This window comes from Mycobacterium syngnathidarum, from assembly GCF_001942625.1.
In the GTDB taxonomy this organism is placed as follows: domain Bacteria; phylum Actinomycetota; class Actinomycetes; order Mycobacteriales; family Mycobacteriaceae; genus Mycobacterium; species Mycobacterium syngnathidarum.
Genome location: NZ_MLCL01000073.1, coordinates 1 through 21,717, shown reverse-complemented (window position 1 = coordinate 21,717; position 21,717 = coordinate 1). Strand labels below are relative to the sequence as shown.

At 64.2% G+C, this 21,717-nt stretch carries 19 protein-coding genes; 8 read left to right on the top strand and 11 right to left on the bottom strand.

Translation table 11 applies throughout. The features are described from left to right. Positions 1-8 precede the first annotated feature (8 nt). The 4 genes from BKG60_RS18735 to BKG60_RS18720 all read right to left on the bottom strand — a co-directional run bounded on the left by BKG60_RS18735 (position 9) and on the right by BKG60_RS18720 (position 4,440). Positions 9-1,949: a DEAD/DEAH box helicase gene (locus BKG60_RS18735; RefSeq protein ID WP_052773170.1), complete on the bottom strand. Its 1,941-nt coding sequence runs from the start codon at positions 1,947-1,949 to the stop codon at positions 9-11. Between the two features lie 136 nt (positions 1,950-2,085). After that, the gene (locus tag BKG60_RS18730) at positions 2,086-2,766 is read right to left on the bottom strand and encodes a hypothetical protein (protein ID WP_131827522.1); all 681 of its coding nucleotides are present in this window, start codon (positions 2,764-2,766) and stop codon (positions 2,086-2,088) included. Between the two features lie 122 nt (positions 2,767-2,888). Then, on the bottom strand, positions 2,889-3,599 hold the full coding sequence (locus BKG60_RS18725; RefSeq protein ID WP_165688714.1) for an E3 binding domain-containing protein: 711 nt from the start codon (positions 3,597-3,599) through the stop codon (positions 2,889-2,891). Positions 3,600-4,005: 406 nt separating this feature from the next. Further along, positions 4,006-4,440, bottom strand: a complete 435-nt coding sequence (locus BKG60_RS18720) for a hypothetical protein (protein ID WP_052773277.1) — start codon at positions 4,438-4,440, stop codon at positions 4,006-4,008. A gap of 693 nt (positions 4,441-5,133) precedes the next feature. On the opposite strand from BKG60_RS18720, the gene BKG60_RS18715 reads away from it, so the two are divergent. The 3 genes from BKG60_RS18715 to BKG60_RS18705 are packed head-to-tail and all read left to right on the top strand — an operon-like array spanning position 5,134 to position 8,859. Continuing rightward, entirely contained in the window at positions 5,134-7,893 is a 2,760-nt protein-coding gene (locus BKG60_RS18715) for a DNA polymerase (RefSeq protein ID WP_047040888.1), read from the top strand. Next, positions 7,893-8,105 (top strand): hypothetical protein, encoded by a 213-nt coding sequence (locus tag BKG60_RS18710; RefSeq protein ID WP_047040891.1) that lies wholly within the window; start codon positions 7,893-7,895, stop codon positions 8,103-8,105. The genes BKG60_RS18715 and BKG60_RS18710 overlap by 1 nt, the downstream gene beginning before the upstream one ends. Further along, positions 8,092-8,859, top strand: coding sequence for a hypothetical protein (locus tag BKG60_RS18705; protein WP_047040894.1), 768 nt, complete (start codon positions 8,092-8,094; stop codon positions 8,857-8,859). The genes BKG60_RS18710 and BKG60_RS18705 overlap by 14 nt, the downstream gene beginning before the upstream one ends. A gap of 63 nt (positions 8,860-8,922) precedes the next feature. Here the strand turns inward: BKG60_RS18705 and BKG60_RS18700 are convergent, their stop codons facing one another. From BKG60_RS18700 to BKG60_RS18675, 6 genes are all read right to left on the bottom strand, one after another. Then, positions 8,923-9,228 (bottom strand): hypothetical protein, encoded by a 306-nt coding sequence (locus BKG60_RS18700; RefSeq protein WP_070945678.1) that lies wholly within the window; start codon positions 9,226-9,228, stop codon positions 8,923-8,925. 44 nt (positions 9,229-9,272) lie between these two features. Further along, on the bottom strand, positions 9,273-9,581 hold the full coding sequence (locus BKG60_RS18695; protein ID WP_019344664.1) for a hypothetical protein: 309 nt from the start codon (positions 9,579-9,581) through the stop codon (positions 9,273-9,275). 63 nt (positions 9,582-9,644) lie between these two features. Beyond that, positions 9,645-10,385 (bottom strand): hypothetical protein, encoded by a 741-nt coding sequence (locus tag BKG60_RS18690; protein WP_131827521.1) that lies wholly within the window; start codon positions 10,383-10,385, stop codon positions 9,645-9,647. Continuing rightward, the gene (locus tag BKG60_RS18685) at positions 10,382-10,990 is read right to left on the bottom strand and encodes a hypothetical protein (RefSeq protein WP_075909829.1); all 609 of its coding nucleotides are present in this window, start codon (positions 10,988-10,990) and stop codon (positions 10,382-10,384) included. Before BKG60_RS18685 ends, BKG60_RS18690 begins: the two co-directional genes overlap by 4 nt. 49 nt (positions 10,991-11,039) lie before the next feature. Then, positions 11,040-13,406, bottom strand: coding sequence for a type 1 periplasmic-binding domain-containing protein (locus tag BKG60_RS18680; protein ID WP_052773279.1), 2,367 nt, complete (start codon positions 13,404-13,406; stop codon positions 11,040-11,042). 5 nt (positions 13,407-13,411) lie between these two features. Beyond that, on the bottom strand, positions 13,412-14,380 hold the full coding sequence (locus BKG60_RS18675; RefSeq protein ID WP_235624368.1) for a transglycosylase SLT domain-containing protein: 969 nt from the start codon (positions 14,378-14,380) through the stop codon (positions 13,412-13,414). A gap of 249 nt (positions 14,381-14,629) precedes the next feature. Here BKG60_RS18675 and BKG60_RS18670 point away from each other — a divergent pair, with 249 nt between their 5' ends. The 5 genes from BKG60_RS18670 (at position 14,630) to BKG60_RS18650 (ending at position 17,947) form a co-directional block, all read left to right on the top strand. Then, a complete protein-coding gene (locus BKG60_RS18670) occupies positions 14,630-15,376 on the top strand; it encodes a S1 family peptidase (RefSeq protein WP_242671615.1) in 747 nt (248 codons plus the stop codon). Beyond that, on the top strand, positions 15,373-15,954 hold the full coding sequence (locus BKG60_RS18665) for a hypothetical protein (protein ID WP_047040897.1): 582 nt from the start codon (positions 15,373-15,375) through the stop codon (positions 15,952-15,954). The genes BKG60_RS18670 and BKG60_RS18665 overlap by 4 nt, the downstream gene beginning before the upstream one ends. Positions 15,955-16,674: 720 nt before the next feature. Further along, the gene (locus BKG60_RS18660; RefSeq protein WP_075909828.1) at positions 16,675-17,238 is read left to right on the top strand and encodes a hypothetical protein; all 564 of its coding nucleotides are present in this window, start codon (positions 16,675-16,677) and stop codon (positions 17,236-17,238) included. A gap of 105 nt (positions 17,239-17,343) precedes the next feature. After that, positions 17,344-17,568, top strand: a complete 225-nt coding sequence (locus tag BKG60_RS18655; RefSeq protein WP_047040899.1) for a hypothetical protein — start codon at positions 17,344-17,346, stop codon at positions 17,566-17,568. 163 nt (positions 17,569-17,731) lie between these two features. Beyond that, positions 17,732-17,947, top strand: coding sequence for a hypothetical protein (locus tag BKG60_RS18650; RefSeq protein ID WP_131721952.1), 216 nt, complete (start codon positions 17,732-17,734; stop codon positions 17,945-17,947). 636 nt (positions 17,948-18,583) lie between these two features. Here the strand turns inward: BKG60_RS18650 and BKG60_RS18645 are convergent. After that, entirely contained in the window at positions 18,584-21,490 is a 2,907-nt protein-coding gene (locus tag BKG60_RS18645) for an FtsK/SpoIIIE domain-containing protein (protein WP_075909826.1), read from the bottom strand. Between the last annotated feature and the right edge of the window lie 227 nt (positions 21,491-21,717).

The window sequence follows — 21,717 nt, the reverse complement described above, 5'->3', positions numbered from 1 at the left end:
TTTCGGTGTCAGGCGGCGGTGGTGTGGGTGGGGCGGTCGAACAGCGGAAGCCAGCGGTCTGCTTGGGCGAGGGCGATCATGTCGGAAAGGTCGCGGCGGTCCAGGTTGTGTGCGTCGGGGACACCGAGACGGGCGGCCAGGTCGACCTGTGCGCCACTGGCCTCGCTGCGTTCCACATCGCGCATATGGCCGGAGAAGATTTGTTGGGCCAGTGAGTCCGCGCGCGACAGGTCCATGCCCTGCAGGTGACAATCCGGTCCCGGCCGGGTCCACTGTCCATCGAGTCCCACCCAGAACATCTGGTGCACCGTGGTGTCGAAAAATCCGAAGGCCCAATCTTTTCCGGCGACAGTGCCTGGCACTCCGCGCATGTCGGCGAGCAGGATGGCGCCTTTGGACCCGCCCTGCCGGTAGACCGGCCGTACCAGTCCGCGCGGATGCTGGGTCCAGCGGATCGTCGAGGTACGCACCGACCAGGACGAATCGGTGCGACGCTTGGGGCCGGCAGCGGTGAGTTCGCCGGTTACTGGGTCGAACGTGACCAGCGGATCGACCCGGTGCTGGTCGCACTGGCAGCCGCAGCGGCACACTCCGAACACCGAGGCGCACTCGCACGTGCATTCGATGCTGTCTTTGACGGTCTCGACACCCGAACAGGTTGCCGCACAGCTGCAGTCGCATGAACAGCCGACACCGGTGCAAGTGAGGTCGCATTCCCCGTTGCACGGCTGGTCGCAGCCGCAGCCGAGCCCTTCCTCGTCGCCGTCGGGTTGCTCTCGGCGGTCGGGCTCCAGCCTGGTCTGCACGATCAGGCCCAGCGATCCCGCTCCGACCAGATCCACCACCAGCGCGCGCTCTTTGACGCGTCCGTCCTCGAACGTGTGCGGACGCAGTGCCCGGCCCACGCATTGCACCAGGCGAGACTGGCTGCGCGTGGGCCGGGCCAGCACGACTGCCTCGCAGCGGGGGAAGTCGGCACCTTCGGTGAGAACATCGACGGTGACCAGAACCCGTGTGGTCCCGTTGCGGAAGCGGCGGTAAATGCCGGTGCGATCACGAACGGTGGTCGGCCCCACCACCATCTCCGCGGTGGCGCCGAGGCCGACCAGTGAATCGGTGAGTTGGCGGCAGTGCTCCATTGAGGCGCCGAACGCGATAGTCGACAAGCTGGCGGTACGTTCGAGCACCGCCTCCACGGTGGCGTTGAGCGTGGTCGTCCGCAGCATGGCTTCGGCGGCCTCGTCATCAGTGATTTCGCCGGCGCCGGTGTGCAGCGATTCCACGTCGAGGTCGGGCAGGTCAACGGTCACCCCATAGGGAGGCAGTAGAAACCCGTTCTCGATAGCCCAGGTGATGTCCCGCTCGAAGACAACGTCGCTCCAGACGGTCCGAAGTGGTACCTCGTTCTTGCCGGCGGCGTGGCGAGTCATCGTGGCGGTGAACCCGGCGCGGCGTGCACCGAGTGCGTGAAAATGGTCAATTACCTTGCGGTAGGTGGTCGCCACCGCGTGGTGCGCCTCATCGACGATGACGAGATCGCGCTTACCCAGACGCAACAGCGCTGCGCTGCGCTGCAGTGATTGCACGGTGGCAGAGACGATCTGTGCATTCGGATCGCCGCGGTGTGGCCCACCGATCATCGCCGGGGAAGGACCTGCCGGGTTCACTGCGGTCACAGCGCCGCTCATCTGCTCGATGAGTTCGTTGCGATGTGCCAGCAGCAGAACGCGGCCGCCGATTGCCACGTCGCGACGGACCAGCTCGGCGATCACCGTTGTCTTGCCCGATCCGGTGGGTAGGACAACCGCCGGTCCTTCTACTCCACCAGCGAAGGCCTCGGTCACTCGATCGGCCGCTTCGATCTGGTAGCCGCGCAGCGCACGCGGCGCGACGCCATGCGGTCGGGGTGACGGAAGCGTCGCTGTCAGCGTAGATCCGGCGAGGGTCACGCCACCGACCTCCAGGTGATTCCTCTACGGATCCATCGGGGTGATGTCAGGCTTGTCGGGTTGAGCTGCGGCAGGGGTGGTGATGTCAGGCTTGTCGGGTTGAGCTGCGGCAGGGGTGATGCGGTGGCCATGGCCGTCACATCGCCGGTGCTGGCAGGTGATCCAGCCAGGACGGCCACGCGCCTTCTGCGACGTTCCCGGCAGTGACTGCCAGGCGCACCGCGACGGCGTTGCGAACGGTGTCGGCTACCGGGTTACCGTCACGGCCAACCCGCGGGCAGACGATGCCGGCCAGATGGTGCGCGGCCAGCGCTGCCCGGCTGTGCGGCACCAAGACACGACTCGGCTGATACTTGCGGGTCAGGAAGGACAACAGTTCCAGATCTGCGCGTTCGACGCGCAGGCACATCAGCATCACCTGGCCCCAATGATCCCCGTAGAGGTCGTGCATGGTGTTGGAGCTGATCGCCAAACGCCGTAGCCGCGACATGGTGCGGGTGTCGGTGCAGTCCGGCTCGAGATTCCAATCCTCGTCGGCGGGGGCAGCACTGCGATTCAGGATTTCGAGCAAAGTGGCGGCCAGGGTCGGGTGCTCGGCTGCACTAAGGACCGCGCACCGTAGACATGTCACCTTGCTTGGATGACGGTGAGGATGGTTGACCCGTTCGACCAGACCGTCGCGGATGTAGCTGGCGGTGCGCCGTGCCAGGGCTCCGGTGTAGTCGATGATCAGCTGCATGTCGACGACCGTTTCTTCCGGTCCTTCACTGTTGCCGCCGTCGTCGCCGTCATCGTGGGTGCGGGTGAGAGAGTCCATGCGGACCCGGATCATCGGCGGCGCCGGAGGCATCGCACGAAGCGGAATCGGGGCCGGCGACACAGCTGTCTCATCACCGGCAGCGGTTGTGTCGAATGCACTGTGAAGCATCCCGGCGGCGGTCACAGCGACACCGCCGCTGCCGTCGCGAAGGTCGCCAGCACCGCGGGACCATCTGCGGACAATTCCAGCACCGCGGAGGTGATCATCAGACCGGGCAGCGCGTGGGCAGCCATCGCCACCAGGTCGCTGTCAGGGCCGATTTGCAGAGTGCGTCCGCCGCTGAGGTCGAACGGCAGCCGCACGGTGCTCAACACCGCAGCCGGCGGGGCGTCGGCAGAGGTAACAGGCGGGGGGCTCGGATTGGCGGGATTCTCAGTGGCAGGCACCTCGACGGGTGCGACGACCACGGAATCCTGCGCGATGTCTATGGCCTGAACCGGATTCACCGGGGTGGAAACCAGCGGCTGTTCGGCCACGGCGGCCGGCACCGGGGTCGCTACGGGTTCCGGCGCAGGATTGAGGCTCTGTTCTCCAGCCTCGACAGCTGCTGCACTGATCGCGGCTTCTACGTCGGCGCGCACGATGCGCCCACGGGTTCCGGTTCCGGTAATGGTGCGCAGGTCGATCCCGTGCCGGTCGGCCAGCGTCTGAACCGCTTTGGAGACCGAGGGCGCCGGGGTGTCGGCGGTGGGTTGCAGCGCTGGAGTGTCGGGAAGCGCGATGACCGGCGGCAGGGGAGCGCCACCGGCGACCGGCGACGGTGCGAACACCTCTTCGTGCGCCGGCGCGGATGGCTGAACGGGAGGCACACCCGTAACGGGCACGGTCACGGGTGCTGGCGGTGCGACAGCGGGCGCCGGAGGAACGGGGGCCGGAGCCGGAGCGATCGGCGGACCGGCAGGCACGATTCCAGTAATCACGCTGTTGTCGGCTGCCGCCGGCGCCGGTGCCACAGTCAACGGCGTGGACTGCACGGCGACAGGGTCGGGCACAGGCAATGGCTCCGAGGCAGTCACCGGGGCCACCGCAGTGTGTGACACATCATGCAACGGGATGATCGGGGCCATCGCGTATGCGGGAGCCGGAGCTACGGATACGGGTGCTGGTGCAACAGCAGCGCCGTGGCTGATGTCCTGCAGACCTTGTGGGGCAACAGGAGTCGCGTTGGGGGCGGGCGGTACAGAAGCGGACATGGTGGTGTTCTCCTTGGTGGTGTTTGCCGGTGGGGCGGCGATGTCAGGCGGTGTACTTGAGGGTCCGGCCGGGCGACTTGGTGGTCACCAGCTCGTCGTAGATGTCGGGGTATTCCGCCTCGAGGCGCTTGTAGTCCATCTGCCGACCGCCGGCGGTGGCAGTCACCGTGAATCCGGCGTAGACACCCGCGTTGCCTCCGACTGAGTCCAGCAACGCGGTCCGCACTGCGTCGAGGGTCTTGGAAATCGCGGCGTTCACATTCGACAGAGTCCGGCCCTGCTCGGCTGCGCTGCGCGAGCGTGCGGCGGTGGCCAGCACCAGCTGGGTGAGGACCGCGACGGGGTCGGCGCTGGAGGCGACCGCATCGGAGAGCGCCGCCAGGTCGAGAACCGCGGCGGTCATGGGTGCGGCCGGCGCAGCGGCCGTCGGGGCGATGGGGTAGCTCGGGGGCGCGGTGGGCGCAAGTGCAGCGGTCATAAGGACCCTCCTTGGTGGTTCGGGTTTCGGTGGTGGGGTGGTTCGTGGGCGGTGGCTTCGGGTGCCGGGTACGAACCTGTGGTTGCTCACAACTACGAATCAGCCACGTTTTCGTCACCGGCACTGGATGCCAACGATGCCGACTGTAATGCCGACTGTGATGCCAGGCAACCCCTGTTGAGTTATCGCGTGTCGTTTGTATCTGCGGGCACCGACAAGGCGACGGAATCGAGGACGTCTGGCTGTACGGGATGGCGACTCTGGCGAGGCGGCTTGGACCGCCCCTTGGGGCCTCCCTGGCGGTCGATCAGAGGATCCTGAATTGCCGCCAGGATCCTCTACAGATGTCTCGATGGTGGCACTAAAGGTGCAGTAAAACGCGCATTTACAGCTGTAGTGGGCTCACGGCCGCGAGATCCTTTTCTGCCGCTCCAGTCCACCTAGAGCGACCATCTCTGCGCGTGCGGCGGTGGCCGGCTACGCAGCCGTGTAGTTCACGTGTTTCACACGCGTCTCAGTAGCACCTTCCCGCTCTGTCATGTCCCTAGCTCAGTCGGATTGGCGGACTGACTCGGCATCGCGATGCCGATCCAGACCGGCATCCGTGCGGCACTGGATTCCACATAGTGCCGTCGTCGGCGTGTCGAAACAGTGCAGGCAAACATGTCGGCAACTGCTGCTTGACTGACTCGCGTGTCCCCAGAACCCGACGTCCCCCGAGTCGAGCTGCGTCGCGTCGCGGCTGCGCAGTTTCAGATCTACGACCACACCGTGGGTGCATACCTGGTCACCGACGATGACGCGATGGCGCGATGGGTCGAAGCCCTGTGCTCCACCGCGCCCTCGACTGTGGCTGCCGACATCGAGACACGCGGACTGGACGTCAACAAGTTCTCGATCACCTGCGTGACGGTGGCATTTCACCTCGGCGCCGACACCGTGTCCCTGCTCTTGGACCCGCTACGCCGGCCCCAGCACCGCAAACTTCTCGCCCAGGTCTTCGACCATGCCGCGGCGTTGATATTCCACGGTGCTTGCTTCGACGTGGCGCCGCTGTATGCACACCGGCTGATGACCCGTGCACATATCCGAAAGTTGGGTGACACCCTGGTCGCCGCCCGAATGGTGAAGACCTACGACAAAGCCGGACGCACTCTGGAAGATCTGGCGATGGCGTACCAGCTGATGAATGACGACCGGACGACAATGTCGGAAGTGTTCGCTGTACGGGGGTTGAAGAAGGACGAAGGCTGGTGGGCCACCGACATCGACACACCCACGTACGCCGTTGGCGCGATGTCGGACACCGTGGCGACGCTGCGGCTGTGGGGCACCCCCGGAGTAGGTGGAACCGGAATCATGGCCACCGCTGCTCGGTACCTGACCACCCCGGACCTGGGGATGGGTGGTCGCGGTGTGCTCAACGCCGATGACGCCGAGCAGGTGGTTGAGGACGTTCAGCAGGTCAACCGGATCGTCCTGGAACGCACCGCCCGCGGCTATGCCGTCGACACCGAGTTTCCTGAGCGGTTCCGCGAACAGACGGTGGAGCAGGCGCGGGCAGCGGCGCAGCTGCTGGCCAACGCGGGCATCCGCCCAGGCAATGGCCGGGATCTGGTCAATGCACTAGATGCTCGTGGCGAATTGCCCCAGCCGTGGCCAACCACCCCCACCGGGCAGCTCAAGGCCGACAAAGACGCGCTGAAGATATTCACCGACGACGACGCGGTGCTGCGATCGGACCTGGCACTGGCGCACCGCACGGTCGCGGGGGTCGAGAAAGTCCTTGGCTACGTCTGCAAGGTGAAGGAGAACGCCGCCCCCACAGGACGTCTGCACCCTGAGATCAAAATCCTCGGCGCCAACGCCACAGGCCGCATGTGCTTGCCGGAGAATCAACGGTTGCTCACCCGTCGTGGCATCGTCGGCGTCGGCGACATAAGGCTAGGCGACAAGACCCTTGATGCGGACGGGAATTGGACCACAGTGCGTGCGGTGCATCGCTATACCGATGCGCCGGTGAGTACCTATCGGCTGACGAATGGGATGCACTTCACGTGCACTCCGGAGCATCGTTGGGTGACTGAGGATGCAACGGCGCAAACACATCTCAAAACGCTCGACGCTCTGACGGAAACTGACACGATTCGGTTGACCCCGCCGCCGTACATCGCCAGGCAGCTCGGCGCAGACGCGATCAAGTCGGTGACGGAGGCATGGACTAACGGTGCCCAGTCGATGGCAGCTGCGGCGGCATGGAGGAAAGAACTCGAGCTTCAACAGTGTGCCGCGATGGCGGGAGGCGCATCCGTCTCCGTCGTGCGGAAACAGCTCCTGGAACGACGCTCCGCTGACTTCGCCGACCGGTTGAGGGATCAGGGCAGGCTGCCGAATCAACCGCTCCTGTGGGCGTTGGAGGCGCCGACTTCCGATCTGGCGGGCTGGGTGAACGGTGCGGGCTTCTGTCACGAAAAGGGTGCCCCGCCGCACTCTTTCGACGAACAGTGGGGGGCCGCGGCTGCGGTGGCGCTGTACCGCCTTGGAGTGTTGCCTCGCGTGAGTGGTGGGCTGGTCGAGGTATGGAACTTCACCGATGTACAGGTTGCAGAGGGGCCGATGTCGCTACCTGGCCGTGGCCGTGCCGACGTCTGGTGCGTGACCACTGATGCCGGCACCTTCACGGCGTGGGGATCTCGGGGACCGTACTTGACCGGCAACTCGGCATCCAAGCCGGAGATTCAGCAGTTTCCGAAGGAGGCGCGCGGGATCGTCGTGTCCGACGCCAGTGACTGGGTCAGCGCGGACTGGAAGTCGATTGAGCCGGTGATCCTAGCGACGGCATCAGGTGATGGTCAGTTCCTTGCCGACATGCGAGCTGGGAAGGATCCCTACGAGCCGGTCGGCCAAATGGCCGGTATCGATCGCAAACTGGCGAAACGCAAGATGCTTGCCGACATGTACAGCCAGGGTCACAAGGCAGCCGCGCTGCAGTACGGCTGGACTCTGGATCGGGCAAAAGAAGTCGCGTGGGCGATCCGGGACAGTCTTCCTATCCTTTATCGGCTCATCGACGCTCTGAAGCACGAGTCGAAGAACGTCGGCAGGGTGGTCACACTGATGGGGCGTGTCGTAAATCAGGAATTCTCGTTCTATGACAACGGAATTCGCATGAACGAAGTGGCATCGAGGATCGCACCGAACCACTTCTGCCAAGGGTCTGCACTTGATGTGATGCACTATTCGATCCTGGAACTGGATCGGATGGGCTTGTCCGACCATGTGCACCTGTGGATGCATGACGAGATCGTCGCGGATAGAGAGATTGCCGATGCTCTGACCCAAGTGATGGCCACCCCGCCGCCGTTCCTGCAGCGCGCGGCTGCGCAGCGAGGGATCGAGGCGTTTCTGGCCGTCGACGTTAACGGGATGGGGAAGCGGTGGGAGTACGTCTGATGGACGACGCTGTCATTCTCGACATTCACTGGCGCAGCGGCAATATACCCAATCTTCCCCGGATGGTCGGACCTTTCACGTGTCAGGACGAGGCCGTGCAGTGGGCACATTTGAACGCACGGCGGTCACTGTGGCAGGTGCATCCGCTGACCTTCCCTTACTTGCGCAGCGGCGAGTCACTTGGCAAGGGAGGCAACAATGCTCGGATCTGACCCGATCGCTGCGCTGCTGGGTGCAGGCATGGATCCTCGCCTGCCGGAGGTGCTGTGGAAAGGCTATCTGCGGCGGCTGGTGAATGCGGGTGCCGCAGTGACGATGCTCGGACCGGACGTGGTGGTCCCCGACGACGCCACCGACGCTGAGCGGGCAGGACTGGCAACGCTGGTGAGCACCTATCCCACCGGGACGCAGATGCCCATGGAAACAACCGGGAAGCTGGCGGGGGCCGGACTCATCGACGCTGCCGCGGAGCGGGTCAACGTCCGTGTCGGTGCCTACTACAGGCGGATCAATCGCACCGTGGGTAAAGATGTGGCCGCGGGTCTGTGGCGCCGAGGAGCGATCACCACCTCGGCGGCGATCCATGCCGGCGCGTCGAACATGGTGGCGGTGATGATCGGTGATGCTGCGTCGTTGCGGGTGTGGCGAGAATGGTCCATGCAGGCTAGTGGCGACGGCTACGAACGCCACAGTGCACCAACGCTGTTGGTGCCTCAGTTGCGTGGCGGCGGGATGTATCTGTTCCGCACCTCGGAGGGGCACCGTATCGATCCACTGACCATGGCGGTCACCGGCTGGGAGGACTGCTCGATCACGGTGACGTCTGGCGACATGCTGGTTCCTGTCCCGCCGACGTGTCAGAACGGCGCACCGGTGACGCGGCTGGGGCCGTGCCGCATGCTGCCCGGGTGGTTGCGTGAATCGCTGTTGGGCTACGGCGTCCCGCCGCAGTCGGCTGCCGCGTAAACAGCTGCACGACAAAGCCCCGCGACTGTATAGGTCGCGGGGCTTTGGTCGATGTGTGAAGCCTCAGCCGGCAGTCGCCATGCCGGGGCCCTGGTTCATGTCGAAGGAATGGATGTCATCCATCGAGGTATTGAGCACGGTCACCATCTGGGCGTCCACCTCCTCGTTGGAAGTGATTGCGGCGTTCTGCTTGTCCGAGAACTCCTTGACCGCATCCGAGGTGGTGCCTTGCAGGGCGCCGCCGGTCATCTGCGTGTACTTGTCGAGCAGCGTCGTCGCGGAGCCGGCGATCGCCTTTGACAGGTTCTTCATCTGCGCGATGGCGTCAGTTGTCCCGGCGATATTGAGATCGATCATTCCACCACTCATAAGAATCTCCTTGTCGTTTGAGGCGTGGTCGGTGGGCTGGTGGATCAGACGGGCCGGTATACGGCCTGCTTGGCCGCTTCGGCCTGCGCGATCTGCTGCTGGGTGTACTTGCCCAGTCCTTCGAGAGCCTGATTGCCCGTGTTGATGAGATCGGTCATCTTGGGCATGGTCTCGGTCTCGAAACGGTTGAGTACCGCTGTCGCGCCTTCGGACTGGAAGTGCACATGCGCGATCTCGGTGATCACCTTGTGCTTGTTGTCCGTGGCCTGTCGCAGGTTGACGAGTTCGCTCAACATCGCGTCGCTGATGGCCGCAATTTCATCCTGCGTGAGTCCAACCTTCGGGTTGGTCATGGCTAACCTCCGTGTGTCGTCGCTAGTGGGCGATTACGGCCGATGCTAGCGCAGATTTGCCGATCACCCGCCTCGGTATGCGTGTCGTAGGGCCTTGATACCTTCCTCAATGCCTGCTGCGTTTCCCCTTGTATAGGTGATGCGCCGCAACGGACCAGTTCCTGAAGGATACGAAGCAACTATCCCTTTGCCCCGCAGAAATGCCAGCGCTAGCGCGGACGGAGCCCCCCGCGGGGTGTCCACGTCGTTGGTGCGAACAGTGATCTGGGCCAACGCGTGAACGGTGGAGGTGGCGATCTCGGCGATCGCGTCGGTGGCCGCAGTAGGGGTGCGTGCGGCGGCGAGTACTTTGCGGGCACCTTTGCGGACTCCGGCGCGAAGTTCAGCATCGGCTGCGCGCTCATCATCTGTGGCGTCTTCGTCAGGCTCTGCGTCAATGAGCTTGGCCGTGGCCGCCGACGTGGCAAGTTCATCGGCGACAGCCCCGGGCAGCACCACGCTGGTACGCAGCGGATACTCCGGCCAGATCCCCTGCGGATCGAGTAGTCCCAGTACCGCGTCTGCGGCATCTGCAGTGTCATGGATACGCCGCAGACGGCGAGCGAAGACAACGGTGTTGTTATTGACCAGAGTCGTCACCACCTCGCGGTCGCTGATACCTACCGCGAACGACACCCGAGGAACATCGCGCACCGCGGCAGACAACCCGAACTTCTCCAGTACCGCGGGCAGCTTCTTGGGCGCGCGCCGCTGGGCGTAGAGCAGAACTGTCCCGTACACGGTGAGCTCGGAGAAACCTGTCACCGCACCGAACATGTCAGCCGCTTCGGCGGTGATTTGGCCATCGCCGCTGAGGGCCCCCACGCTTTGAGGTCGAAGATCACTTGTGCTTCAGAGATGAACAGATGCGGCAGGACGAGCCCCAATTCGACGGGCATGCGCCGCACCATGTTCTTGGCCGCCAGCCACTGCCAGTGCGAAACAGTGAACCACGGCGAAACCTCGGTGACCGGCGACGACAAAGAGTTGTCAGCGCTCAGCCAGCCTCCGACCGTCCGAAACCCTCCATCAGGCGCCGTGTCAGGTCCCGGAACAAGGGTGTCCATCGCGTCACGCAGTGTCGAGGAGACGCGGACGTTCCCGCCCCCACCCATGCTCACGCCTTCACGTGCGGCGTGGGCGATCGGCGCCAGTGCCGGATTAGCCTCGACGGCCTGCGAGATCAACTCCCGGCGCACTTCTTCGGGGTCGGTGGTGTCTGCCGGCGCGGCCTGAGCCTCAGTGTCTTCGGCTTGCGTGTCGGGCACTGAACCGGAGTCCGTTTCGAGGGGGCCGACGATGTCCGGTTCGGCCTCAAGATCGGGGACAGGGCGATCCTCGAGGAGCGCTTGCAGGCGTGGATCAATCACATCGCTGATCGTGACGGCCCGGATTCAGTCGACCGGCACGCGGCGCGCCCTACCCGAGCGCGTGGCCCTCATAGGGAACCTGCCGCGGCAGCGTTGTCTGATCATTTGACGAGACCGCCGATAGGGGCGCGGATGCAGGCGCCGGCGGCGCCGGATCGCTCACTCGAGCTGGTGCCGGTGGCATTGCGGTAGCCGCAGCAGGTGACATGTCTGTCGGGGGCAGCGGAGCTGTCGAAGCGGGCTGATCTGACTTCGGGGCCGGCGCGTTCGGGGGATCCTGGGGGGCTTCTGCACTCGATGTGTTCACGGTGATGGCGGGCATGGAATCCCCGTCTACCCCATTGCGTTCGGGCACCACTGGAGCCGGGTTGTCCGGCAACAGCTGCCCGTCCGGACCGACCGGTTCTTCTGGCAGTTCCGGCAGCGGGATCGCCGAGATAAACCCGTCGTCCCCCAACACATCGGCCAGGTCCTCCACGAGACCCGTCGCGGTGAGCACCAGATCGTTGCCGAGATAGATGCCTGAGGAAACAGCACCGATAACCGCGTCACCGACCTGGACATCCGATGGATCGAGCGCATCGCCCAGGGAGGCGATGTCCATTCCGGAAGCTTTCGCGGCGTCGACAACCGACATCGGCGACCCTCCGCTGGCCTCGGCCATGTTCAACATCATCTCGCCAATCCGCGGGTCAGGAACATCCTTGACCTGTACGTTGCGCCCGTCGGCAGAGACTTCCAAGGCGAACGGTTTGACGGTCCGCTTCGACAGCGGGACTGCATCCTTGTCGACTTTGCCGTTTCCGTCCTTGTCGGCTGGCTTGCCGTTGGCGTCCAGCTGGTGCGGGCGGGCATCGGTACCAGGTGCACCGAGGTGTGTCGGAGCTGCGGGGCCTGCTGGTGTGGGGGTCGCCGACGTGGCAGCGGCCCGGTCAGTTTCGGCTGCGGCAACCGCCGCCGGATCGGCTTTGGCGTTGCTATTCGCGGTATCGCCACGCAACGCTTTGAGGACGTCGTCGGGGAGTGCGGCGGCTTTCTGGGCGGCCTCGGTGAGCGGAGCCGCGGTCTGCTGTGCGGCGTTGGCGGCTTGCTGCGGAACTGCGGACGCCTGCTGCGCGGCGGTGGACGCCGGTTGTCCCAGTGCCGAAAGTAAAGCTCCGAGGTCGTTGTTGCCTTTGGCCTTGGTCCCCGAACCTTCCGAGCCCGATGGTGTTGCTCCCGGCTTGGGGGTCGAAGCTCCGGTGCCGCCGGTGCTCCCGGTCACCCTCGCCTTGTCGGCTGCCGCTGTGGGAGTAGCGGCAGTGTTCGCGACCGCGGCCGATACGTTCTCCACCGGCACTGTGTCGGGCTTTGTAATCGACCCTGCGTACTCCTGGATCTTCTGTGCGGCTTCGGTCGGAGCTCCCAAGCCGGCGGGTACGGCCACATCCGGCAACTTGGTGAATTCCCCATGCAGCGTGAGCCGTTTCTTGATGTCGAGACCAGTGGTGCTGCCGTAGTCCCGCTGCAGGTTGGACACGATGTCACCGATGGCCCGCCGGATCGTGTGGTTGCTGTTGCGAAGCTCCTGGAAAGCGTTATTGGCGCCAGTTCCTGCACGCCAGATCTGCTGCGGAACATCAGCGGACGTGTGCAGCCCGGCGGCAAGCTGGTCGAACACCGGAGCGATGCGCTCCAGCTGCTTGGTGATCTGCTGCTCACCGCTCCTCTCGAACGCCCGGCGTAATGCGTCGAGAACCCCCAACGCCGCGGTCACTTTCTTGTCCGCGGCGGTGAACGCCGACCCGAGCGTGGAAATGTGGCTACCGGTTCCGCTCTCGGTCGGGATGGCAGCACCGGACGGGTTCCACGCCTGTGACTTCTCCATGTCGACGTGGAAGTGTTCCAGGTTGACCTTCTGCAGCGCGTCGTCTCGTGCGTTGAGCGCCGCCTCGTCGCCGTAGGTCAGGCCGCCCTCGTCAGTAAATCCGGGGAGGTACTCGTTAGACGGCAGCCACCAGCGACTGCCGGCGAAGGCGGGCGCGGCGTTGAACGCGGTGTCCGCCGCCGAATCGCTGGCTTTGAGCACCGATCCTTTCGCGCCGTACGCGTCGCTGTCAGGGATCTGGGTCGTGGCATCGGTGCTCCCATCGATCCTGGGCTGTTTGGCGTCGGCATTCCTCAGGACGTCCTGGGCATTGAGCGTCTTGGAACGGGAGCTGTAGGGACCGTCATTCAATTGATTGTTGGCCGTCGCGCGGAAATCGATCGCAGCGTCGATACCGTTGCGGCGACGAATGATCGCTTCAATCTGATCGAGCAGGGACTGGCCGGTCGCCCCACTCCGCATCGCCACACTGTCGATGCCGTTCCACTTGGCGATCAGCTGGGTAAGGGTGGCGTCGGTGCGAGACTGCGCGTCGGTTAGAGGTGCCATCGCTATCAGTACCCGACGCCTCGGCCCGTGCCACGGGCCATGAACGCGTCCAGCCCGGAACCCGTGTCCAGGTTCACGCCGTACTGGACGCGGATGTAGCGCCAGGCCGCGGCGATGTTGGCAACCGGGTCGTAGATCGCAGTCGAGGTTCCGGGGGCGTGATATGCCGCGAACGTGCCGGGGATGGTCTGCATGGGACCGCGGCTGCTGTTGTGCGGTGCGCCGTCGGGCTGGGTGGCACCCCAGGCATTGGAATCCCAACGGTTCACTGCGTTGGTCGATCCACCGGACTCACCTCCGATGATGGTGCGGGTGGCCGCGGTGAACCGTGGCGTCAACTCCGGAGCCACCCCAGCCGCGTTGAGGCCCGCGACAATGTCGGCGTCGCCGACGGCGGCAACCGGATGGGCGCTGTAGTCGACAGCGGCCTTGTCGATTCCGGTGGCGGGCACAGCCGGGTGGCGGCTCGGTTGCTCAGAGACGAGCACCAGGGTCCGCGACGGTGTCGTTCCCCCGATCGGGCCGGCGACCGAGACAGCCTGAACTGGGATGGCGCCGGAGAGCAGCGATTTTCCTGGCTCAGGAGCCGCCGGGATCGGCGTAGACACGACCTCGTCTGGGATAAGGACGACGGGGCGCGGCGGGACGTCGATCGGAGCCATGTCCACTTCGGCGGGACCGGGGGCCACGCCATTGGCTGCCCCGTGTGCCGTCACGGGTGGTTCAGCGCCCGGGGCCTCGAAAGTGAAAGGTTCGGTGAATGCGCGAGCCTCCAGTGCCGGGGGACCGTCGGGTACGGGCGCCGGCAACGCCCACAGCGGGTCAACGGCCTTCGGGCCCGGGACGTCGAACGTAGACGGATCGGGAGCGGCAACGTTGTCATCGGCGCTGGCGATACCGGCGCTGATCACGCCGAGTGCCATAGCGGCGGCAGCGGGAAGAAGGATCCGCGTACCGGTGGACAGCGGGGGCATCGTCAGCAGAGCTCCTGTGTTTCGGGGCGCGTGTGCGCCGATGCCGGGAAACTTAGGTCGTCGGCATCTCAGGAACTGCCCGCGGCGCGAGCAGGTAGATCCGGCGAAGCCGGGCGCATTATGCCGGTAGTGGTGCAGCGGAAGTTTTCGTATGCGTCGGGTTAGCCTGCGGCCATGTCGACCGCACACCCAAGCAAACCCTGGATCGCCAAAGTTGCTTCTGTCGTTGTTTTTGGTGCCATGGCCTCCATGGCGACCGTCTCGCCCGCCGGAGCTGACCCTTTGCCCGGTGGGCCTTGGGTGGCGATCGCCGGGGTGCACGGCGCATCGCAGCCCGTCGAGGTGACTGCGGCTGACTATCCGCAGCCGGGAATTACCATCGCCTCCCAGGTGGATGAGACCGAGGCGCAGAACTGCACCGTGTCATGGCCGATCGTGGCGACCACCGACGATCCGGGCTACCTGACAGCGGGCCACTGTATGGCCGCTAAATCTGCCCCGCTGTGGATGTATACCGCCATGAACAAGTCAGCGCGAGAACAACTTCCACCGTTGCAGAGCTACGATCGCGGATACGACCGGGACGGGGTCTACCACGACGCCGCGGTGTTTTTCTTGTCGGCCAGCCAGCAGCAGGGGCCCTACGGAGTCGAAATCGCCCCCGGAGTCAGACTGCGCGGGGTCCTCGGCGTGGACGCGGTGCGGTCACTGCCGGCAGGAACTCCGATGTGCATGAATGGCGCCCGTTCCGGTCTCACCTGCGGTCCCTTGGTGAGAGCCACGTCTGTACAGGTGCGTTGGGGTGGCTCGGCGGTCCATGGCGACTCCGGTGCCCCTGTGTTCGTCGTCGACGAGAGGGGAGAGGCGATGGCCGTGGGGATGCTCGCCTACGGCCCGACCGACACCGACAACTACGTCACCTACCTGGCTCCCGTACTCAAGCGAATGGGGCTGCGCCTGGTCGTCGACAATGACGCAAAAGGAACTGACCGATGAGCGACCCCGCGTGGTGGCGGCAGCCCGCAACCCCGGAACATGCAGCGGCGGCCGCACTTTCAGCGGCGCTGATCCGAGTCGAACCGGTGCGGGCGCAGTCGGCCCGGGCCCTGTACCCGCTGATCGCCGAGTCCTCTTCCGGGGACGGTGTCACGGCCCGCCGCAAGGCAGGTCCACTCTCAACACTGATGCAGGCACTGATCGACTCCGACCAGCGGTGCACAGACCTTGCGCTGGCCTGCGAACAGTGGCTCATGCACCCGTCGACGGACACCGGCGCCGCGCTGGTCGTGGCGGCCGGCTCACTCGAAACCTCGCCGAAAGAGAAAGAGCTGGCGTGGTTGTGTGGGGCCGGGATCGATGCCGCGATGGCCGAAGTGGCCCTCAACGGTCTGCGCGACGCCTCGGATGCGGCCTGCTCACTCATCGCCGCGGGGTGCGCTCAGCTGATTCCGCGGGTGTGGGTGGCCCGACAGCTCGGAGTGTCCCGCGATGCGCTGCACCGCCGGATCCGCACTACCGGTGCGGACGACTGGCGTCACCTTCTCGGGGCGTTCACATCTCCATGCACCGCCTGATCATCGCGGCTTGCCGCTGAACTCCCGACCGGCACCGCTGGAGCGGGATCTGCAGCGCCACTGCGACGCGTCCGGATGCTAAATGGCGGGGTTCCGGCCGCCCTATTCGAGGACGTCTCACGAATGCCGCATCCTTCTGTCCGAACAAAACTTTCGACAGACCGGTTCCCGGTTTCCCGCTGGATTTGTCGGATGTAAATTGTCCCGGACGCGCTGAACCTCCCCGTACTTCCATGTAAATTCCCCATTTGACCTGCGGTAACTGTCAGAGATCCGGTCAATTCACCGCTCAGCTGGGCAAACACGCAACTGTCGTGGGAATAGGGGGTGCCTCCGACAGCGGATATTCTCTGTTTCAGAGAGAATGCAGGTAAAGATATGTATCTAGAACAACTAACTAATGAGCTTCCACCTATAGACCCTGTTGCCTTCCGTCACGCCGAGCTGTCCGAGGCACCCCCATTCCCACGACAGCTACGCATTGCTGCAGGTGAACCGAAAAGTCACCGATTTACTGACAGTTACCGCAGGTCAAACGGGTAATTTACCGCGAAACTCGGGGAGGTCTAGCGCGCGGCGAACAGTAGCGAAGACGAACACCGAGTAGGCGTTCGGAAGGGCGAACGAGGTATGGGCGGTGAGTGCCCGACGCCGGTGATCCGAGTGACAGTCTCGCGCCGCGCGCGCCCAAACGGTGACGGCTTCCTACAGTCACCGTCTGTGATCGAGTTTCTCTTGCATCCAGCGGTCCCGCTAGCACTGTTGGTGTTGTGGGGCGCGGTCTGGTGGGCCCAGCGCAATACTCCGCCCGTGCTGCCTCGGATGGATCGCCAACGGGCCCGGCCCGGAGATCTGGCCGCCGACGGCTCGACGGCGACCAGCAAGACTGAACAGCGCGTGCGCCAGGTCATCGAGAACGCCGGCTACCGGACCTACCCGCAAGGCACGCTGATGTGCATGGGGCGCGACAGCGCAGGGAAGAACCGATTCTTTACCCCCGATATCCTTGTGCGAAAACCGTTCTCGGTGGTGGAAGTCGACCCTGAGCGCTGGCACGGGACCCCGGAGCGTGTGGCCGAGGACCTCATGCGCAACCGGTTCTACGCGTCTCGCGGACTGAGGGTAGTGCGGGTTCGCATCGCCGGCACGCAACCGCTGAGCCCCAACGACATCGTGATCGCCGATGCAGACTTCATCCCCGAACGCCACGGGGCCGCTCTTCTGCGCGCACTGCGCGGTGCCCGCATGTTGCCACCGCGGTACTGGGACAGGCGGGCATCCTGACACACCGCGCGATTCACGGCCATACCGGGCCGGGCGGGGCCAAATGGGCGCGAGACACGAAGCTCAGTTCGTGGCGGGTCGGCCACCGCGTGTGAAGATCGCCGTGTGGAATCAGTGAGAGACAAGGAATATCGCGCGGTGGCCGGCCGGGCCGACGCTTCTCGCAAGAAGGCGGCCGAGACGTTGGAGGCGCTTCAGAAAGCGTCCACCCAACCAGATCCGATGCAGATCGCGCTGTTGTCGGCGTATCAAGAGCAGGCGAAGATCGATGCGTTGCACAAGATTTCGCACGAACTCGACTGGGTAAGGGACGCGATCGAATCCCGATAGCTGTGAGAGAGCAGAGCGGGTAGGCGCCGCGTGCCGCGGGATGGACACAGCGACGTGACCGTGCTGTGTCGGCGTGTCGTGCCTGCAGATTGGGCGAAGGCCGCGCTGGTTCCTAGTGTCTGGGCATCTGTTCTGCAGCGATGCCACCACCGAGAGGGCCCAGATGACCACCACTACCTGTGACCACCTGGTCTACACAGACAGCGAGGCGAGCACTTTTCGCCAGAACATCGACAAGATCGCCACGCGGGCAGCTGCAGCTCAAGCCGAGATCGTTGCTCTCGGCGGGGCGCATGACGGCGCGCCGGCCGACAAGAATGCGGCGCTTGCCCGGGTGTACAGCGACCTGATGCGCGACATCGACATGATCGACAGCTGAGCTGGCGAATTCTGCTCCGGGTGAACCGCTGACACGGCAAGTCGGGGCCGTCGGCAGACCCGGGTATTGCGCTGACGCAACTCGTGTCAGCGGTGTTTTGACCAAGCGTCGAGCGAAATCGAAGACTGACGGAAGCGCTGACATGGACAGTGGATTTTTGACGCTAGAAGCGCACCTTGCCAAGCATCGGCCGACCCGGTGGCGCTCGTTTTCGAACGACAACGAAATTCTCCGGTGCTGCGGGCAGGACTTTGGTCGATTGACGGGGAAGCCGAAACGCACTGACCCCGATCCCTATGACCTATGGGCGCAGCACGTCGCCGATACCTACGCCAAAGCCAATGCAGCAGAAGGATCGACTATATGAAGTACACCGTCGTCTTGGCCTCCAGCTCGACAACAGTGATCGACGTGGAGGCAGCTACGCCAGAGGAAGCCCGGGAGCGGGCGTGCAATGAAGCCTATGTCTCACTGTGCCACCAATGTTCAAAATCCGTTGAGGTCGGAGACGATTGGGAGCCGACACAGGTGACAGACGACTCACACGAAGTCGTCTGGACCGCCCCCCACTGACATGGGGAGCCCATGACCCCGGCCAAGAGTCGCCGGGGTCATGGGGCTTGTTCAGTGCCCCTTCTATCCCTTCGGGACTGATCGGGTGCGTGCGTCGATCCCTCGCACCGCGATGACGATGTCTTCAGTGGTCAGCTCTGTCAGCTGCGCATCTGTCAACGTCGAAAGATCGGTGTCCGTCAAGCGCGCAATGGACGCACGCGCTGCGTGCTCGACGACATAGCTCGCGAACCGAATGTTGGAAAGCACATCGAGCGGTGAGTGTCCTTCATCGGCGTGCGCGAACAGGTGCTCGACCTCCGTGTAGAACGCCTCTTCCGAGCCGGCCGCTGGCAGACGGCCAGCTTTGTGGGCGAACCGTTGTAGGTGCTGCCAGAGTTCGGTCGCCGTGGGGCGTGCGAGGTCGATTCGCGCGCCAAGCAGAGAGTCCAGCCTGCGATTCGTTACAAAGAGATGCGCCACGTCTGATGGATAGCCGGTGAGGATCAGCGCGATGTCGCCGCCACTACCACCGTCATCCAGCTTGTCCACGAGCATGTCCGAAATCTCCGCCGCATGCCACGGCTGGACATCATGGATGATGAGGGTTGCGCCGCTGGCTTCCTCAAGTACGGCCTGAACCTTATCCACTGTATCGCCCGGGTTCGCGCCCGCGAGCTGCGTCCAGCCGGCCACAACGACTTTTGAACTGCGACTGAGTCCGCACGTGTACAACGCGCGGGCGAGCAGGTCAGCGGTATGTGACTTTCCGGTTCCAGGACGACCGGTGACGACGAACGTGCGCTCTGCGGCACCGATGCTCCCCAGTCCGCGCCGCTTTCGTTCTGCAGATACCTGCGCCGACGCGAGGATTCGGCGCAACTGGTCTTTAACAGCGTCTCGTCCAATCAGGTTGTCGATCTCACCGTGAATCACCTGCAACTTGGACCGGCGAACGGCGTCAGCGAACTCCGCGAGACGTTCAGGTGTCGGCTTCTCAACCGGGTCGATGCCTGAAGACAGCGCTCGGCTCAGTTCCTGAACAGCCGAGGTGCGGTCAACGTTCAGTCCGTCCGGTTCGACGCTGCCAGTGACTGGGAGGGCAACGCGCGCCTGCAGTCCGGTAGCGGGGTCGATCGAGCGGCCGGGCTGGTCCCGGGGGATCTCAGCGTCGAAACGCGCTCGGAGAATGTTCGGGGCGTGAGCGCGGTGGTAGTGCTCGCATGGAAGCTGGATATGTCTGGAGAAGTTCGCCTCGAGCCCGGGGGAGATCTCCTGTGCGCGGGTCTGGTCTGTTGCCACAAGATGTACACCCAGTTCGCGGCCGAGAGCGGCGATTCGGTGTATTACCGAACCACCGCCGGCCCCGAATCCGGCGAAACCTGCAAGCCCATCAACGGCGACGATCACGTGGCCGTAGGGATCGCCGGGAACCGTGTCGGTGTTCTTTCCCGCCAGATAGGCATCTATCCCTGCGCTGTGAGGTCGGGTGACAGCGTCGTGACGCAGCTTCATCAACCGATCGATCTCGTCCAGAGCCGCTTTCACGCTTTCAGCATCCCCACTGTGGGCATAGGCGATCACGTTCGCCGACTCGGCGACCGCGTGCAACTGGCCGGAGCGGCTGTCGAGGAGAACGAACGAGACATGCTGGGGCGTGTGCTGCGCGCAGGCCGCCAGCACAAGGGTCTGCAGCGTCGTGGTGCACCCGGATCCGGGGTCCCCCGAGATGAGCCAGTGCGGGGTGGTTGAGCCGAGATCAATTGTCCAGGGGAGGGTTCGGTGATGCAGCGGGTCGTCGAGATGGCCGATCTGAATCCCGAGTCCATCCGTTCGACGCTGTAATCCAAGTTCTGGCAGTGTTACTGGCTCCCGCAGTGGTTTTGTCCACAACCGGCGCACATCCGGAGCTGGTTCACGCGACAGCCGATCAAGCAGCGCGTCAGCCATCGTGGCATTGCGTCCAGAAACTGGAGCGCTGTGGTCCAACGCTCTGATCTCGACGGGTGCTTCGTCGCAGCTGAACCTGCGCCAGATCTTCCCTGTGAGCGTGCCGCCTGACGACTTTGCAGCGGCATCAGTGCCGATCATGGTGATCGACTGATGCGGTGAACTCACGGCCAGGCAGTAGCAGAATGCAAGCTGCTCCAACAGCTCGCCAAACGTGGACCGTTCGACGTGCTGACTGCACATGACCAGGTGCATGCCAAGTGAACGGCCAACGCGGCCGACTCGAGTGAGAAGTTCGCTAATCCCTCGCTGTCTCGGACGGGGGCCATTGAACTCCTCGATGACCACGAACAAATTCGGCAGCGGAGGCCAGTCAAGCTCACCGGGGTGCTGTCGTTGCTGCTCGCGGTATTCGAAGATGTCCTTGCATCCCTTTTCGCCGGTGATGAACTCCGAGCGGCGGACAATTTCGCCCTCGATCACCAAGCCGAGGCGATCCACCATCTCGGGGTCGTCAGCTAGGTTGGAAATGTTGGCCAGCACATGTGGGCACCGGCCGGGGTCCATGTCCCGGAATGTCGCTCCGCCCTTGTAGTCTGCGAGGAGGAATCCGATCCTGTCGGGGCTGTATTTGGACATCAGTGCTAGGACGATTGCGCGCAGGAAACGGCTCTTCCCACTACCCGTTCGTCCAGCGATCACCCCGTGCGGGCCGTTGCCGCCGCGATTCTCCTCGTAGAAGTTCAGGTAGCTCAAATCCGGTAGGAGTTGGTCGCCTTCACGTAGGAGGGCAACCGGGATTTTGATCTCATCAGTGTGATCATTGGCCGCCCATGTCGCCTGGAAGTCGTGGGTGGAGATGTCGGAAATCCCGAGGGCTTCGAAGAAGTCGGGGATGTCGTTGATGGAAACGGTAGAGGTGTCTGGCGCGCTGTCAGTTTCGGTGGCGGTGACCGCGTCGAGTGCCTGTTGGTACTTGGTGCCGGGGTGGGCGGCCATGTATTTGCGGGCCCGGTTCTTGAGACGTGCGGATTCAACCATGTGGACTAAACCTCCTGTGTCGTGCGGGATGTGGTCTGAACGGTTCCGCGACCACCTGCCACGTCCCGCTGAAACAGGAAGGACGAGCCGTGTGCCCCTAAGCCTCGATCCACTGATGAATTGGGGTAGGTGTGCCTCGCTGGGCTGTTGAGGGCTGGTCCTGGTCGCGGGCAGGGGGTATCTGCTGGTCTGTCCAGCTGTTCCTGTGCGCTCCGGTCGGGCCTTTC

Coding starts and splice junctions, on each gene's coding strand:
- BKG60_RS18695 (WP_019344664.1), bottom strand. CDS start 9,581: ATGACCAACCCGAAGGTTGGACTCACGCAGGATGAAATTGCGGCCATC.
- BKG60_RS18650 (WP_131721952.1), top strand. CDS start 17,732: ATGACCACCACTACCTGTGACCACCTGGTCTACACAGACAGCGAGGCG.
- BKG60_RS18680 (WP_052773279.1), bottom strand. CDS start 13,406: ATGGCACCTCTAACCGACGCGCAGTCTCGCACCGACGCCACCCTTACC.
- BKG60_RS18670 (WP_242671615.1), top strand. CDS start 14,630: ATGGCGACCGTCTCGCCCGCCGGAGCTGACCCTTTGCCCGGTGGGCCT.
- BKG60_RS18720 (WP_052773277.1), bottom strand. CDS start 4,440: ATGACCGCTGCACTTGCGCCCACCGCGCCCCCGAGCTACCCCATCGCC.
- BKG60_RS18705 (WP_047040894.1), top strand. CDS start 8,092: ATGCTCGGATCTGACCCGATCGCTGCGCTGCTGGGTGCAGGCATGGAT.
- BKG60_RS18730 (WP_131827522.1), bottom strand. CDS start 2,766: ATGGACTCTCTCACCCGCACCCACGATGACGGCGACGACGGCGGCAAC.
- BKG60_RS18665 (WP_047040897.1), top strand. CDS start 15,373: ATGAGCGACCCCGCGTGGTGGCGGCAGCCCGCAACCCCGGAACATGCA.
- BKG60_RS18675 (WP_235624368.1), bottom strand. CDS start 14,380: ATGCCCCCGCTGTCCACCGGTACGCGGATCCTTCTTCCCGCTGCCGCC.
- BKG60_RS18700 (WP_070945678.1), bottom strand. CDS start 9,228: ATGAGTGGTGGAATGATCGATCTCAATATCGCCGGGACAACTGACGCC.
- BKG60_RS18645 (WP_075909826.1), bottom strand. CDS start 21,490: ATGGTTGAATCCGCACGTCTCAAGAACCGGGCCCGCAAATACATGGCC.
- BKG60_RS18710 (WP_047040891.1), top strand. CDS start 7,893: ATGGACGACGCTGTCATTCTCGACATTCACTGGCGCAGCGGCAATATA.